The 15,419-nt window shown below is 73.3% G+C and carries 12 protein-coding genes and 1 riboswitch; of the genes, 7 read left to right on the top strand and 5 right to left on the bottom strand.

Annotated features, from left to right (window positions below; genetic code table 11):
* The first annotated feature begins 608 nt into the window (after positions 1-608).
* Complete coding sequence (locus tag ACIPM1_RS03490) at positions 609-1,475, top strand: esterase/lipase family protein (protein ID WP_402428335.1); 867 nt, start codon at positions 609-611, stop codon at positions 1,473-1,475.
* Between the two features lie 421 nt (positions 1,476-1,896).
* Positions 1,897-3,426: a M23 family metallopeptidase gene (locus tag ACIPM1_RS03485; protein WP_402428332.1), complete on the top strand. Its 1,530-nt coding sequence runs from the start codon at positions 1,897-1,899 to the stop codon at positions 3,424-3,426.
* 196 nt (positions 3,427-3,622) lie between these two features.
* Here the strand turns inward: ACIPM1_RS03485 and pcrA are convergent, their stop codons facing one another.
* On the bottom strand, positions 3,623-6,103 hold the full coding sequence (pcrA, locus tag ACIPM1_RS03480; RefSeq protein ID WP_402428328.1) for a DNA helicase PcrA: 2,481 nt from the start codon (positions 6,101-6,103) through the stop codon (positions 3,623-3,625).
* A gap of 308 nt (positions 6,104-6,411) precedes the next feature.
* A riboswitch (cyclic di-AMP (ydaO/yuaA leader) is annotated at positions 6,412-6,571 on the top strand.
* 7 nt (positions 6,572-6,578) lie between these two features.
* Between pcrA and ACIPM1_RS03475 the strand changes: the two genes are divergently transcribed.
* Both ACIPM1_RS03475 and ACIPM1_RS03470 read left to right on the top strand, forming a co-directional pair.
* Positions 6,579-7,769, top strand: coding sequence for an NlpC/P60 family protein (locus ACIPM1_RS03475; RefSeq protein WP_402428326.1), 1,191 nt, complete (start codon positions 6,579-6,581; stop codon positions 7,767-7,769).
* A 181-nt stretch (positions 7,770-7,950) separates the two neighbouring features.
* Positions 7,951-8,919 (top strand): tellurite resistance/C4-dicarboxylate transporter family protein, encoded by a 969-nt coding sequence (locus ACIPM1_RS03470; RefSeq protein ID WP_402428323.1) that lies wholly within the window; start codon positions 7,951-7,953, stop codon positions 8,917-8,919.
* Between the two features lie 82 nt (positions 8,920-9,001).
* Here the strand turns inward: ACIPM1_RS03470 and ACIPM1_RS03465 are convergent, their stop codons facing one another.
* On the bottom strand, positions 9,002-9,355 hold the full coding sequence (locus tag ACIPM1_RS03465) for a hypothetical protein (RefSeq protein WP_356182298.1): 354 nt from the start codon (positions 9,353-9,355) through the stop codon (positions 9,002-9,004).
* A 454-nt stretch (positions 9,356-9,809) separates the two neighbouring features.
* Between ACIPM1_RS03465 and ACIPM1_RS03460 the strand changes: the two genes are divergently transcribed.
* A complete protein-coding gene (locus ACIPM1_RS03460) occupies positions 9,810-10,883 on the top strand; it encodes an NlpC/P60 family protein (protein WP_402429379.1) in 1,074 nt (357 codons plus the stop codon).
* A 33-nt stretch (positions 10,884-10,916) separates the two neighbouring features.
* On the opposite strand, the gene ACIPM1_RS03455 is transcribed toward ACIPM1_RS03460, so the two are convergent.
* Together ACIPM1_RS03455 and ACIPM1_RS03450 are read right to left on the bottom strand one after the other, a co-directional pair.
* The gene (locus tag ACIPM1_RS03455; RefSeq protein ID WP_402428319.1) at positions 10,917-11,642 is read right to left on the bottom strand and encodes a LuxR C-terminal-related transcriptional regulator; all 726 of its coding nucleotides are present in this window, start codon (positions 11,640-11,642) and stop codon (positions 10,917-10,919) included.
* Positions 11,642-12,940, bottom strand: a complete 1,299-nt coding sequence (locus tag ACIPM1_RS03450; protein ID WP_402428316.1) for a PspC domain-containing protein — start codon at positions 12,938-12,940, stop codon at positions 11,642-11,644. Before ACIPM1_RS03450 ends, ACIPM1_RS03455 begins: the two co-directional genes overlap by 1 nt.
* A 191-nt stretch (positions 12,941-13,131) precedes the next feature.
* Between ACIPM1_RS03450 and ACIPM1_RS03445 the strand changes: the two genes are divergently transcribed.
* Both ACIPM1_RS03445 and ACIPM1_RS03440 read left to right on the top strand, forming a co-directional pair.
* Positions 13,132-14,523, top strand: coding sequence for a PspC domain-containing protein (locus tag ACIPM1_RS03445; protein WP_402428313.1), 1,392 nt, complete (start codon positions 13,132-13,134; stop codon positions 14,521-14,523).
* The gene (locus ACIPM1_RS03440; RefSeq protein WP_402428311.1) at positions 14,510-14,746 is read left to right on the top strand and encodes a hypothetical protein; all 237 of its coding nucleotides are present in this window, start codon (positions 14,510-14,512) and stop codon (positions 14,744-14,746) included. Before ACIPM1_RS03445 ends, ACIPM1_RS03440 begins: the two co-directional genes overlap by 14 nt.
* A gap of 52 nt (positions 14,747-14,798) precedes the next feature.
* Here the strand turns inward: ACIPM1_RS03440 and ACIPM1_RS03435 are convergent, their stop codons facing one another.
* Complete coding sequence (locus ACIPM1_RS03435; protein ID WP_402428308.1) at positions 14,799-15,329, bottom strand: DoxX family membrane protein; 531 nt, start codon at positions 15,327-15,329, stop codon at positions 14,799-14,801.
* Between the last annotated feature and the right edge of the window lie 90 nt (positions 15,330-15,419).

The raw sequence follows: 15,419 nt of genomic DNA, 5'->3' as shown, positions 1-15,419 counted from the left end.
AAGTACCGCACATGTCGAGCGCATCGAACATGCCGGGCATACCGCATGTTCGACGGCTTCCGCCGCTCATCGCACCGGGTGCGCCTCTACGGCACGGGCGCCCCGCACCACATCGTCCGGGGAAGTGAACGAACGTTATCGCCAGCATCCCGCAACCGGCAGTTTCACGGTGCACACCGAGGGGGAAATCACACGGTGGGACACTCCCCCGGGCTCGTGGAGCCGGGGGGACCCCCGCGCCGCGCGGAGTTCCGCGTCCTCGCGGCCCACGGGCCGCACTCTTCCGCGGTACGGGGCCCGCAGCGGGCACAAGCGTCACGGGAGCCGCAACGAGGTCGTCGTACCACCGCGCCGCAGGCCGCGCGCCGCGGGGGTACGGGGCATCGGCGAGGGCAGGAAGGGCACACAGGGCAGGTACGGCACGACAGCGGGGCACCTCGCCGCCACACCGGAGGGCAGCCGCGTCGGGCCGACGGCGTCACCGGCGCCGCACGCCGGATCAGCCCCAGGTGCCCCTCGTATGTCCGGCCGAGCACCCTCGTGGCGGCCGCCCACGAGGACACACGGGGGACGAGGCCGTCCTGCCGCGTGTCGACAGGAGGTCGGCCATGAAGGTCACCAGGGTCGCGGATCCCATTGTTCCGCTCTGCCAGCGCCTGCTCCCGATCCGGCTGGCGGGGCTGTCCCTGTCCCTCCTGAAGGCGACCGCCCTGGAGCTGGCGATCCTCGCCGGCCACCTGCTGCTGTATCCCTCGGGGATCATCCAGGAGCGCCGCGGGCCGGCCTCCCCGCTCCCCGCGCCCGACGGCGCCGCGCAACTGCCGACGGAGGCCAAGCCCCCGGTGGTCCTGCTGCACGGGTTCATCGACAACCGCTCGGTGTTCGTCCTGCTGCGCCGCAGCCTCGCCCAGCACGGCCGGCAGCGGATCGAGTCCCTCAACTACTCCCCGCTGACCTGCGACATCCGCACCGCTGCCGAGCTGCTCGGCCGGCACATCGAGGAGATCTGCGAGCGCACCGGAAGCGGGCAGGTCGACGTCGTCGGGCACAGCCTCGGCGGCCTGATCGCGCGGTACTACGTGCAGCGGCTCGACGGCCACCTCCGGGTCCGCACCCTGGTCACCCTGGGCACCCCGCACTCCGGCACCCGGGTGGCGCCGCTGGCCAACGCCCATCCGATCGTGCGCCAGATGCGTCCGGGTTCGGAGCTGATCGAGGAGCTGTCCCAGCCCGCGCCCGGCTGCCTCACGCACTTCGTGAGCTTCTGGAGCGACCTCGACCACCTGATGGATCCGCTGGACTCGGCCTGCATCGAGCACCCCGACCTGTCGGTGGAGAACGTGCGGGTGAGCGGCATCGGGCACCTCGCCATGCCGGTGCACCCGGCCGTCGCCGCCGGCATACGGCAGGCGCTCGACACCGTCCGGCCGCGGGACCGGTCGGCCCGGCGCCGGGGCGGTCTGACCGTGGCGTGAGCGCGGCCCGACCGCGCCGCGGCCCGAGTCGACCGTCCCGCGAACACCCGGTGAGTACGCGGTGAGCACGCGCCGACCGTTCGAAGAACACGACCCGGCCGCGGAGTGAACCGCGGTGCGGTGCCGGGAAAACAGGGCCGGCACCCGTCGGCGGGACGCATCCGGGCGGCGCAACCCCCGCCCGCGGCGGCCGAATTAAGGCGACCAGCACCGACCCGAACCCGAACGAGACTCGAACACAGAACCAAGCCGTGTCCGCAGTCCCCCGAAACACGGGCGATTGCCCGCGTTTCCCGCGCGGGAAACCTGCGGAAGATTGTCGCGCCCGCGTACCGCCGGGTACAGTCGCCGCACTGCTCTGGCAGCCCCTGTTGTCGAGGCGAAAGAGAAGTCGGTGAACGACCGCCATCCGTCGGGGACCATGACTACCCCGGCTCCGGCCTCCGATGCCGCCTCGGCGCCGTACGCGTCGTACGGCGGACCGGACGCCGTCCAGGGCGACTTCACCCCGTACGGCGACTACGACGCCCCCGGTCTCCACACCGGTACGCACCTCGCGCACGGCACGGCCGGCTTCGCGTCCGACCCCCTCTTCGGCGACCTCTCGGACGGCGGCCACTCCACGGGTACGTACGACACGGCCCACTGGGGCACGGGCAGCCACCAGACCCAGCACTACGACGCGTACGCGGCCCAGCCCCACGCGGCCTACGACACCGGCGCCTACGAGACCGGTGCCTACGACACCAGCGCCTGGACGGTCGGCCACCAGCCGCTGACCGCCGTGCCGCCGCAGAGCACCCCCGTCGACGCCCTCTCCGACGCCTCCGGCCAGTGGGACGCGAACGCCTGGCTCCAGCCCGGCACCCACCAGCCCGACCAGACCGTCCAGACCGGCCTCGGCACCGCCCTGGACGGGGCAGCTCCGAACGGGGCGACTCACTGGGACTGGGGCACGCAGACCTTCGACACCGGCGCGTACGACGCCACCCAGTGGAACACCGCCGGTACCACCGCGGACGCACCGGCGGCCGACGGCTTCGACGGGGTCACCGACGCACCGGCCACCGCCACCTTCGACCAGGTCGCCTACGACGAACCCTCCACCTCGGAGGACGAGTTGGGCACCACCGGCGCACTGCCGCCCGTGGGCCCGCTGCTCGACGACCAGGAAGAGGTCGCTCCGGCCCCGCGCGCGGCCACCCGTACCGCGGGCCGTTCTCGGCGCCGCACGCCGGCCAAGCGCTCCGCGCTGCTGACGGTGGCGGTGCCCTCGGTCTGTGTGATGGGGGTCGCCGGGATCGCCGCCGCCTCCGTCGGCGGACTGACCGACGACAGCACGGAGACCACGGCCTCCGCCTCCGACGCGCACTCGGTGCAGCCGTCCACCGCCAACAACAAGCTCGACACCCAGTTGCAGAGCCTGTCCGCCGGCGCCGACGACTTCGCCGACCGGGCCAGCCGTACGCAGGAGCGCATCGACCTCAAGGCGCAGCAGGTGGCCGAGGCGAAGAAGGCGGCGGAGGAGGCGGCCCGCAAGGAACGGCTGCGCCCCAAGTTCGTGCTCCCGGTGCTGCAGAAAGGGCTCAGCGCCTATTTCGGCCAGGCGGGCGTGAACTGGATGTCCGTGCACACCGGCATCGACTTCCCGGTCGCGTACGGGACCACGGTGATGGCGGCGACCGACGGCACGGTCCGCACGCAGTGGAACAGCGCCTACGGCAACATGCTGATCCTGACCGCGAAGGACGGCACGGAGACGTGGTACTGCCACCTCTCCAGCTACCGGGTTCCCTCCGGCACGGTGGTGAAGGCCGGCACGCCGATCGCGTACTCGGGCAACTCCGGCAACTCCACCGGCCCGCACCTGCACTTCGAGGTGCGTCCGGGCGGCGGCGCGGCGGTCGACCCGCTGCCGTGGCTGCGCAGCCACGGCCTCGACCCGGCCTGATCCGGCGAACAGGCAGCACCACCACCCCGCCTGATCCCGCGGACAGGCAGCACCACCCCGCCTGATCCGGCGAGCAGCCAGCACTACCCGCCAGATCCAGTGGACAGGCGGCACCACCCACCTGATCGGGCAAGCCGGCCCCCCGCCCTGATCAGGTGCGGGCACGACCCGGTCCGATCAGGCGCGGGGCCCGCTCTCAGAGCTTCTCCACCGGCGCGTACCGCAGCAGCAGCCGCTTCGGCTTGGTGTCGCCGAAGTCGATCGTCGCCTCGGCGTTCCCGCCCGTCCCCTTGACCGCGACGACGGTGCCGAGCCCGAACTGGTCGTGCGTGACCCGGTCGCCGACCGCGAGCGAGACCACCGGCTTCTCGGAGGTCCGGCGGGTGGCGAAGCCCGACGCGCCGGAGGCCGACGAGCGCGAGCGGGAGGACGACAGGGAGGCGGCCAGGCCCGACGCCGGACCGGAGGACACCGGCGCCGTGGCACCCGTCCGCTTCCAGTCCACGTGCATGGCCGGGATCTCCTCCAGGAACCGGGAGGGCGGGTTGTACGAGGGCTGGCCCCAGGCGCTGCGCATCGCCGAGCGGGTCAGGTACAGCCGCTCCCGGGCGCGGGTGATGCCGACGTACGCCAGACGCCGCTCCTCCTCCAGCTCCTTGGTCTGGCCGAGGGAGCGCATGTGCGGGAAGACGCCGTCCTCCATGCCGGTCAGGAACACCACCGGGAACTCCAGGCCCTTGGCGGTGTGCAGGGTCATCAGCGTGATGACGCCGTCGCCGTCCTCCTCGTCGGGGATCTGGTCGGAGTCGGCGACCAGGGCGACCTGCTCCAGGAAGTCGGACAGGGTGGCGGCCTCGCCCTCCCCGCGCTCCTGCTCGAACTCCAGCGCAACGGCGGCGAGTTCCTGGAGGTTCTCGATGCGGGTCTCGTCCTGCGGGTCGGTGGAGGCCTGCAACTCGGCCAGGTAGCCGGTGCGCTCGAGGACGGCCTCCAGGACGGTCGCCGGTCCCGCGCCGGACTCGACGATCGTCCGCAGGTCCTCCATCAGCGTGTTGAACCGCTTGACGGCGTTGGTGGAGCGCGCGGCCATGCCGTACGCCTCGTCGACGCGGCGCAGCGCCTGCGGGAAGCTGATCTTCTCGCGCTGGGAGAGGGCGTCGATCATCGCCTCGGCGCGGTCGCCGATGCCGCGCTTGGGCACGTTGAGGATGCGGCGCAGCGGCACCGAGTCCTCGGGGTTGGCCAGGACGCGCAGGTAGGCGAGGACGTCCCGGACCTCCTTGCGCTCGTAGAAGCGGACACCGCCGACGACCTTGTAGGGCAGGCCGACGCGGATGAAGACCTCTTCGAAGACACGGGACTGGGCGTTGGTGCGGTAGAAGACGGCGACGTCGCCGGCCTTCGCGTCTCCCGCGTCCGTCAGCCGGTCTATCTCCTCGGCGACGAACTGCGCCTCGTCGTGCTCGGTGTCGGCGACGTAGCCGGTGATGCGGGCGCCGGAGCCGGCGTTGGTCCACAGGTTCTTCGGGCGGCGCGACTCGTTGCGCTCGATGACCGCGTTGGCGGCGCTCAGGATGGTCTGGGTGGAGCGGTAGTTCTGCTCCAGCAGGATCGTGGTCGCGTCCGGGTAGTCCTCCTCGAACTGGAGGATGTTGCGGATGGTCGCGCCGCGGAAGGCGTAGATCGACTGGTCGGCGTCACCGACCACGCACAGCTCGGCCGGGGGCAGGTCGTCCTGGCTCGGCGGGACGTCCACGGGGTGCTCGGAGGTGCCGACGAGCTCCCGCACGAGGGCGTACTGGGCGTGGTTGGTGTCCTGGTACTCGTCGACGAGGACGTGCCGGAAGCGGCGGCGGTAGTGCTCGGCGACGTCGGGGAAGGCGCGGAGCAGGTTGACCGTCGTCATGATCAGGTCGTCGAAGTCGAGGGCGTTGGCCTCGCGCAGCCGCGACTGGTACAGGGCGTAGGCCTGGGCGAGGGTCTTCTCGAAACCGTCGGTGGCCTGGGCGGCGAAGTCCTCCTCGTCGATCAGCTCGTTCTTGAGGTTGCTGATCTTGGCGCTGAAGGACTTCGGCGGATAGCGCTTGGGGTCGAGGTCCAGGTCGCGGCAGACCAGGGCCATCAGGCGCTTGGAGTCGGCGGCGTCGTAGATCGAGAAGGAGGAGGTGAAGCCCAGCTTCTTGCTCTCGCGGCGCAGGATGCGGACGCAGGCGCTGTGGAAGGTCATGACCCACATCGCGTGGGCGCGCGGGCCGACGAGCTGCTCGACGCGCTCCTTCATCTCGCCGGCGGCCTTGTTGGTGAAGGTGATCGCGAGGATCTGGCCGGGGTGGACGCCCCGCTCGCCGAGGAGGTGGGCGATGCGGTGGGTGAGCACGCGGGTCTTGCCGGAGCCGGCGCCGGCGACGATGAGCAGGGGGGTGCCGGAGTGGACGACCGCCGCGCGCTGGTTCTCGTTCAGCCCCTCCAGGAGGGCGGCCGGGTCCACCGCCGGGCGCGGCGCGCCGTCGCGGTAGTGGGTGTCCCGGTCCGGCGGCAGGTCGAACTTCCCGCCGAACAGATCGCCCGGAACCGGTTCCGGAGCGTGATCGTCCTCGGGCGGCGGCGGGGGCTCCTCCTCGTGGCCGCGAGGGGCCTGGAGGTCCGCCAGGAAGCTGTCGTCAAAGAGGCTGCTCATCGCTCTACGAGTCTAGGGCGCCCCACCGACAACCCGGGGCCGCCCGCGGAACATCACACGATCCCGGCACCCGGCGGGCCGCACCGCCCCGCCGCGCCCCGCCCCCCGTACCGCCCCGCCCCGCCCCCTCACGAGGGCTACGCTGCGGAGCGACCCCGTCACGTCCACCGCACAAGTGATGCGAGGTCACGAAAATGTATCGGGCATATCGCGCATCAACCTTCACAGGAGCCACACGAGTTGGCTAGCGTGCCGTCAGGCCGCACGACCTCACCGGCGAACGACGCCGGGCCGCGCGGCCTCCGCCGAGTCCGGTCCCGCCGCCAGGCGATCCGGAGCCGGGGACCCACACCGACCTTGGGGTGAATCGGTCCGTGCCGCCCAGCGGGCGCGGACCGTAGGGCAACCCTTCCGAACCACCCGCCCGAACCCGACAGCTAACCCGGTAGGCGGACGATGGAAGGAGTCGCCTCCCTTGGCGTCGCACCGCAAGTCCCGCCCCGCCGGTCCGGGCGTAGCAGGCATACGCACGCCGGCCCTGGCCACGGCCGCCCTCACCTCCGTGGCCCTGCTCTCCCAGACGGCCGAGGCCGCCCCCGCCCCGGACAGCAGACCGAGCATCGAAGAGGTCGAGAAGAAGGTCGACGACCTGTACCGCCAGGCGGAGTCGGCCACGGAGAAGTACAACGACGCCAAGGAGAAGACCGGCAAGCAGCGCACGCGGGTGGCCTCGCTCCTCGACGACGTCGCCAAGCGCACCGACCGGCTCAACAAGGCGCGCGAGGAGCTGGGCTCGTTCGCCGCCGCCCAGTACCGCACCGGCGCCTCCGCCTCCAGCACCGCCACCTTCCTGCTCGCGGACACCCCGCAGGACTACTTCGACCAGTCGCATCTGATGGGACGGCTCACCGACCGGCAGAAGGGCATGGTCGACGACTACGTCACCCAGCAGTCCGCGACCATGGAGAAGCGGCGGGAGGCGACCCGGAGCCTGGAGACGCTGACCGAGTCGCAGCGCGACATCAGGACGGCCAAGGCCACCGTTCAGAAGAAGCTCGCCGACGCCCGCGAACTGCTGTCGAAGCTGAACGCCGAGGAGAAGGCGCGGCTGGCGGCGATCGAGAAGCAGAAGCAGGAGGAGGCCGCGCGCAAGGCGGCGGAGCTGGCGAAGCAGCAGGCCGCGGAGCAGGCCGCCGCCCAGCAGCAGGCCGCCTCCTCGGGCTCCGGCACGTCGGACTCCTCCGGTTCCACCGGTTCCACCGGCTCGACGGACACCTCGGGCTCCTCGACGTCCGGCACGTCGTACGCCACCCAGGCCGACAAGGCGCTCGCCTTCGCCCGCGCCCAGATCGGCAAGCCGTACGTCTGGGGCGCGACGGGCCCCGACTCCTACGACTGCTCGGGCCTCACCCAGGCCGCCTGGAAGGCCGCCGGCGTCACCCTCCCGCGCACCACCTACGACCAGGTGAACGCGGGGACGACGGTGTCGCTCTCCCAGGCGCAGCCGGGTGACCTGGTCTTCTTCTACGACGACATCAGCCACGTCGGTGTCTACATCGGCAACGGCATGATGATCCACGCCCCGAAGCCCGGCGCGTACGTGCGCGAGGAGTCGATCTACTACGACGGCGAGTCCGCGATCCACAGCGTGGTGCGGCCCGCCTGAGGCCCCACGGCAGCCCTGGAGGCGGGGCGGGGACGGCGCATGCACCGCGCAGTCCCCGCCCCGCACTCGTGCGGCCGCCGCCCTTCGCCCTTCAGCGCGCGCCGTCCCGCCCGCACCCTTTCGCGTGCGCCCGCGCGCGTGCCCCGCGTGTGCGGCGCGCGAAGATCCTTAGCATCGGGCCATGCCCCGCACCTCTTCCTTCGGCGCCTGGTGGGTGCACCGTCCGTCGACGGCCGGGTCCGCCGTCATGGCGACCGGCATCCTGTCGGCCGGCCTGCACACGACGGGCCACGAGGCGCTGTCCTGGATCGCCCTGGTCCTGGCGTGCGCCGCCTGGCTGGGGCTGGCGGCCGGCTTCCTGCTGCGTCTGGTGCGCGAGCGGTCGGAGTGGCTCGCGGAGGCGGGGACGCCGGGCGCGCTGACGGCCGTGGCCGCCACCACCGTGCTGGGGACCCGCTTCTCGGAGCTGGGCGCGCGGATCCTGGCCGAGGCGCTCCTCGCGCTGTCCGTCGTGCTGTGGCCGGGGCTGCTGCTGCGGGTGCTGCGCAGGGCCGGGCGCCGGATGCCCGGGGCGGTGTTCCTGGGCTGTGTGGCCACCGAGGGGCTGGCCGTGCTGGGCGCGACCGTGGCCGGGGCGCAGGCGTCGGCCTGGCTGGCGCACGCGTCGCTGGTGCTGTTCTGGCTCGGGCTGGCGCTCTACGTGTTCGCGGTCGCCCGGTTCGACCCGGTCCAGGTGATCGAGGGGGCCGGGGACCAGTGGATCGCGAGTGGCGCGGCGGCGATCTCGGCGCTGGCCGGGACGCAGCTGATGGCCGCGGCCGGGTCGGGGATGTACCTGTGGGACAAGGACGACGGCGGTGTCCTGCGCACCGTCACCGTCGCGCTGCTGATGCTCGACCTGTTCCTGTACGGCGTCCTGCTCGCCGCCGAACTCGCCTGGCCGCGCCTGCGCTACGACGTGCGCCGCTGGGCGACCGTGTTCCCCCTGGGCATGACGGCGGCGGCGACGCTGTCCGTCGCCGCCGTGGTCGGCGTGCCCTCGCTGGAGGTCCCCGGCGAGCTGCTGCTGTGGGTCGCGGTGGCGGCGTGGCTGGCCGTCGGGACGGGCGCCGTCAGGGACGCGCGGGCCGAGCTGCGGGCCGCGCGCTGACCGGCGCCCGCGAGGACGCGGGGAAGCCGGCCGCCCGGATCCGGAGAGCGGCCGCCCCGCGGATCCGAAGAACTGCCACCGCTCAGGTCCACAGCACCGCGATGAAGATGTTGACGGTGGTCAGCAGGCCGACCAGGCCGAACAGGCTCTTGTCCACCTTCTCCTCGTCCCGCTTCACATAGACCAGGCCGAGGATCACGACCAGCAGCGCCAGCTTCACGCCGATCTTGATGTTGTCGACGTGGTGGCCGTCGGCCTGGTTGAGGCCGACCAGGACGGCGCCGGTGACCAGCATGGTCAGCGCGCCGTGCAGCATTCCGGGCACGAACCGAGCGGTGCCCCGGCCCATCGCCTTCACCTGGGTGAGGAAACCGCCGAGCAGCGCGGCGATGCCGACGATGTGGAGGCCGACGAAGAAATGGATGAGTACGTCCATGAGGCCGGAGCCTAATCAGCGGCCCCGTCACCCCCGCACACCGGGGGAGGCCACCAAGGGGGACACCTCGGCGGCACCGCGGGACGCCCGGGCGCTCCCGGGCCGCCTGCGGATATACGCGGCCCGCCCATAGCACCCCGCCCGCATCGTCCGCCCGCGAACCGCGGCAATCGGTCATCGCCCCGCGTGAAGGCGGCGGTCCGACGGCGGGCCGACGGTCATATGCGGTCACCCGGCGATCCGCTCGCACCACTTCCGTACATTCCGTCACCGTGCCGTCACGGAGAGGTTTAGCGTCCTCCTCCAGGTGACCGGCTCCCCACCGCCGCCCGGGCCTGGGGCGGCAGCCGGACACCTTCGCCGAGAAGGTCCGGCGGCGGCCTGCTCCCCCCGTGTGAGCCGCCGCCGGACACGACTCGGACCGGCGGTCGGACGAAGGGACGTGACGGTCCAGGTGGCAGCGCACCGCAAGCCCCGACATCGCTCACCGGGCGGCGGCCCGGCCCGCACCGCCCGTACCGCCGTGACGATCGCGCTGGCGGGCATGGCGACCACGACGGGCTTCGAGGGGACCGGCCACGCCGCCCCGCAGCTGACGCCGGAGCAGGTCAAGGCCATGGTCGAGCAGCTGTACCAGCAGGCCGAGGTGGCCACCGAGAAGTACAACGGCGCCAAGGAGAAGGCGGACGCCGCCGAGAAGCGGATCAGGACGCTGGGCGACGAGGCCGCCCGCAGACAGCAGAACCTGAACGCGGCGCGTGACGCGCTCGGTTCGGTCGCCGCGGCGCAGTACCGGGACGGCGGCTTCTCCCCCGCGCTGCGCCTGATGCTCTCCGACGATCCCGAGCGGTACCTGGACGGGGCCGAGTTCAGCGAACGGGCGGGCGTCCGGCAGACGGCGGAGGTGAACCGGGTGCGCCGCCAGTTGCGGGAGATCGAGCAGCTGCGCGGGGCCGCGCACGTCCAGCTCACCTCGCTCCGGTCGCGGCAGGCGGAGCTGAGGCGGCAGAAGAGGACGGTCACCGCCAAGCTGGCCGAGGCCCGGCGCCTGCTCACCCGGCTGTCCCCGGAGCAGCGCGCCGCCTTCGGCGAGAGCGGGGGCGTGGGCGGGGCCGAAAGACGGGCCGCGACCGGCGGGCGGGGCGCGCCGGCCGCCCCCGGAGCGGTCGCGGCTCCCAACTCCCGCGCGGCGGCGGCCGTCGCCTACGCCCGGCAGAAGCTCGGCAGCCCCTATGTGTGGGGCGCGACCGGGCCCGACGCCTTCGACTGCTCGGGCCTGGTCCAGGCCGCCTACCGCTCGGCGGGGATCTCCCTGCCCCGCACCACCTACGCCCAGATCGGCGCGGGCCGCCGTGTGTCGCGGTCCGCACTGCTCCCCGGGGACCTGGTGTTCTTCTACTCCGGCATCAGTCACGTCGGCCTCTACATCGGCGACGGTCTGATGATCCACGCCCCGAACCCCTCGGCCCCGGTCCGGGTGGCCCCGATCGGCCTGATGCCGTTCGCGGGGGCGACCCGGGTGGTGTGACGGTCCGGGGCGCCCGCCGGGAACCGGCCCGGCTCACACCAGGCGGCGCGCCGTCGCCCAGCGGGTCAGCTCGTGCCGGTTGGAGAGCTGGAGCTTGCGCAGGACCGCCGAGACGTGGGACTCCACCGTCTTCACCGAGATGAAGAGCTGCTTGGCGATCTCCTTGTAGGCGTAGCCCCGGGCGATGAGCCGGAGCACCTCGCGTTCGCGCTGGGTGAGGCGGTCGAGGTCCTCGTCGACCGGCGGCGCGTCGGTGGAGGCGAAGGCGTCCAGGACGAAGCCGGCCAGCCGCGGGGAGAAGACGGCGTCGCCCTCCTGCACACGGAAGATCGAGTCGACGAGGTCGGCGCCGGTGATCGTCTTGGTCACATAGCCCCGCGCGCCGCCGCGGATCACACCGATCACGTCCTCCGCCGCGTCCGAGACGGACAGCGCGAGGAAGCGGACGGGCCGCTCGGCGTCGGCCGTCAACGCGGCGCAGCGGCGCAGCACTTCGACCCCGCCGCCGCCGGGCAGGTGCACGTCCAGGAGGACCACCTCGGGCCGGGTCGCGGTGATCACCGTGACCGCCTGGTCCACGTCCGCGGCCTCGCCGACGACCTCCACGCCGGTCTCCTCGGTCCGGCCGATCTCGGCCTGGACCCCCGTACGGAACATGCGGTGGTCGTCGACGAGGACCACGCGCACGCGCCGCCCGCCCGCACCGCCGTCCGCCTCCCCCGCTCCCGCCGTACCGTTCGCCTCGGTCGGGTCGCTCATCACGTGTTCTCCGCCCTCTCCATCTCCAGCTCGACCTCCGTGCCGCCGTCCGGCACCGCGCGCAGCCGCGCCGTGCCCCCGTGGCGCTCCATGCGGCCGATGATCGATTCTCTGACGCCCATGCGGTCGGCGGGTATCGCGTCGAGGTCGAACCCCGGTCCCCGGTCCCGGACGGACACGAAGACCGTCCTGCCCTCGACCTCGGCGTAGACCTGTACGGCACCCCCCTCGCCACCGTACTTGGCGGCGTTCACCATGGCTTCCCGCGCGGCCTGCATCTGCGCGCCGGTGCGCTCGTCCAGCGGGCAGTCGCCGACCACGACCACCTCGATGGGCACGCCGTGCTTGTCCTCGACCTCGGCGGCGCTGCGCTTGACCGCGTCGGCGAGGGTGGCCGGTTCGTCGGCCTCGTCCTTGCCGGTGCCCTCGGGCCGGTAGAGCCAGGCGCGCAGGTCGCGCTCCTGGGCGCGGGCGAGGCGGCGCACCTCGTTCGCGTTCTCCGCGTTGCGCTGGATCAGGGTGAGGGTGTGCAGCACGGAGTCGTGGACGTGGGCGGCGACCTCGGCGCGCTCCTGGGCGCGGATGCGCATCAGGCGCTCCTCGGACAGGTCCTGGGTCATGCGCACCAGATACGGGCCGGCGAGCAGCGTGACGCCGACGAGGACCGCCAGCGCCGCCTGGAGCAGCGAGCCGAGGTGGGCGGTGGAGCCCTGGAGGACGAAGATGCCGGAGACGCCGGCCGTGACCAGCAGGACGCCCCCGCCGGCGCGCAGCAGCGTGAGCGTACGGCGACGGCGGCCGACCTCGACCCAGCGGGCCCGGCGGGCGTTGTCCGCCTGCCGCCAGACGAGGGCGACGCCCGCGCCGACCAGGACGGCGGGCAGGAGGTACGCCTTGGCGCCGTTGCCGAGGTCGACGCTGCCGACGAAGACCATGGCCACCACGACCATGAGGAGCAGCGCGACGATCTGGCCCCTGTCCGGCTTGCGGGCGACGAGTCTGCGGCGGCCGTCCGGCGAGGTCTCCGCGGCGACGAGGGACGGGGGCCGCCGGCCGCCCGCACCGCCGACGCCGCCGACGCCGAGGGGGACGAAGAACCAGAACGCCGCGTAGAGCAGGGCGCCGAGGCCGTCGGCCAGGAACAGCCCGACGAAGACGAGCCGCACCCAGACCACCGGCAGCCCGAGGTGCCCGGCCAGGCCCCGCGCGACACCGCCGAGCCAGCGTCCGTCGCTGCTGCGGTAGAGCTTGCGCGGCGGCCTCGGGTCGTCGAGGGGCAGGGCTGCGGCTTCCGGCATGTCACCGATGGTCACACGCGCGCGGGAGCGGAGCATCAGGGTCGGCCCCGGATACTCCCCTGATCTCCCTCCCCGCTCCTCGGCACCGCGGTCGTCCCTCGCGCGGCCGGTGCCGGGTCAGGGGCGAATTCAGGGTTCGACCAGGGTCGTACCGGCTGCCGCGGCGACGGCACGCCCGTCACCATGGACCCATGACGAACCACCAGCACGCCGCGCCGGGGCCGGGGCCCGGCACCGGGCCCGCGGACGCCGTGTCCGGCGGGGGTGCGGCGGCCGGGCGGGCGGAGGCCGGGGAGGGGACGGCGGCGGGCCCCGGGTCCCCCGCGCGGTTCCGGCGGGACCGGCCGCACAAGATGATCGCCGGGGTGTGCGCGGGGCTCGGGCGGCAGTGCGACATGGACCCGGTGATCTTCCGGATCACCCTGGCCGTGCTCGCCGCGACCGGCGGCATCGGCCTGCTCTTCTACGGCTTCGCCTGGCTCTTCGTCCCCTTCGACGACGAGGACGAGAACGAGGTCCGCAAGCTCCTCACCGGCCGCGTCGACGGCCCCGCGCTCGCGGCCGTGCTGTTCGCGCTGGTCGGCTGCGGGGTGTTCCTGTCGATGCTGAGCAACGGCAGCGTGCTGACCTTCGCCGTCGTGCTCTCCCTGCTCCTCGCGGGCGCCGGCTACTGGTCGCGGTACCGCGGCGCCCCCGACCCCGACCCCCTGGCCGCGCAGGCCGTCGCCGACGCCCCGCCGGAGGCGCAGGCGCCGCCGGTGCCCGCGGCGCACCCCTCCTGGTGGCGCGACCCGATCGTCAAGGACGGCACCCACGTCGGCGGTACGGGCTATCTGTGGGGCCCGGCGGACACGCGGGACCGCGACGTGGCGGCCGCCGCCGATTTCGGCCGCGCCGCCGGAGACGGCCGGCCGACCGGCGTCCCGCACTCCGTGCCGAGCCGGCCGCGCGGCCCGCGCCGGATCGGCGGCTGGGTCTTCCTGCTCGCCCTTCTCGCCGGGGGCCTCGGCACGGGCCTGGCCTGGGACGACCACGCGCTCGGCGCCAGTCTCCAGGCGGGTCTGTCCGGTGCGCTCGTGGTGTTCGGACTGGGCATCGCGGTGAGCGCCTTCCTCGGCCGCACCGGCGCCGGTTCGGTCCTGCTGGCGATCGTCACGGCGGCCCTGCTCGCCGCGTCGGCGGTGCTCCCGCGGGACATCGGCACCCGGTGGGCGCACCGGACCTGGCAGCCCGCCGCGACCGCGGACGTACGGCAGAGCTACGACCTCGGCACCGGCGAGGGCACCCTCGACCTGACCCGCCTGCACCCCGGGAGGGACCGGACGGTGAGCACGCGGGCACGCGTGGGCCTGGGACGGTTGCGCGTGATCGTCCCGGAGGGCGTGACCGTCCGGGCGACCATCGAGGTGGGCCTCGGCGACGTCCAGCTGCCGGGCGACCGTCCCCAGGACGTGGACGTCGCGCCGAACAAGCGCCGGCGGGTGATCCTGCCCCCGGCGGCCGGCGCGAGCCGTGCCGGAACACTCGACCTCGACCTGCGGGTCGGCCTGGGACAGGCGGAGGTGAGCCGTGCTGCGTCATGAGTTCCAGCCCGGGAAGCTGGTCGCCGGCCTCTTCGTCACCGCGGCGGGCGTCGCCTGTGCCGGGGACGCGGCGGATGCCTGGCGGGTCCCGTGGTTCGCGGCGCTCCCCCTCGTGGTGGGCGGCCTGTGCCTGGCGGGCGCGGTGGCGGTCCTGAACCGGGGCCTGCGCAGGCGCAGGGCACCCCGTGCGGAGGGGGGCCGGGTGACGGGGCTACCGGGCTGACCGGACGGACGGCCTGACGCCCCCGGCCCGCGACACCCCAGACCCCGGAGGCCTACCAGTCCTCCGACCGGCGTCGGCGCCGGGAGCGCAGCGCGGCGTCCAGGGAGAGCATCGGCGTGCCGGCCAGGACCAGGGGCAGCCAGGCCATCAGGTACGCGAGGTCGTTGCCGTAGTAGTAGGGGCTGGTCGCCCAGCTGACCGTGAGCCACAGGCTCAGGGATATCAGCGCGCCGCCCAGCGCGGCCAGCCGGCCCAGCAGCCCGACCAGGATGCCGAGGCCGACGGCCAGTTCACCGAAGGCTATGGCGTAGCCGAAGCCCACGGGGTTCTTGAGGGCCAGGTCGACCAGGGCCGGGACGGCGGAGGAGTCGCGGACCGCGCGCATCGTGTCGCCGATCGACCCCGAGCCGCCGCTCTTCATGAAGGCGCTGTCGGTGAGCTTGTCGAGCCCGGCGTAGACGAAGGTGACGCCGAGGAAGATCCGGAGCGGCAGCAGGGCGTACCGGGCGGCGGCCTCCGGCCGGCTCTCGCCCCGGTGGTCCGCCGGGAAGGTGTAGGAGTCCGTGGGAACGCCGTAGGTCATCGCTGTCAGCCGCCTCTCACCGCCGAGCGGATTGCCCTCACCAGACCATACGGACGGCAGGGGCGGCCGGCTCACCTCCGCGGGACCCTT

This window comes from Streptomyces sp. NPDC086766 (genome assembly GCF_044746005.1).
Lineage (GTDB): Bacteria > Actinomycetota > Actinomycetes > Streptomycetales > Streptomycetaceae > Streptomyces.
The sequence above is the reverse complement of the archived record's forward strand: the minus strand, read 5'-3'. Positions and strand labels throughout refer to the sequence as shown.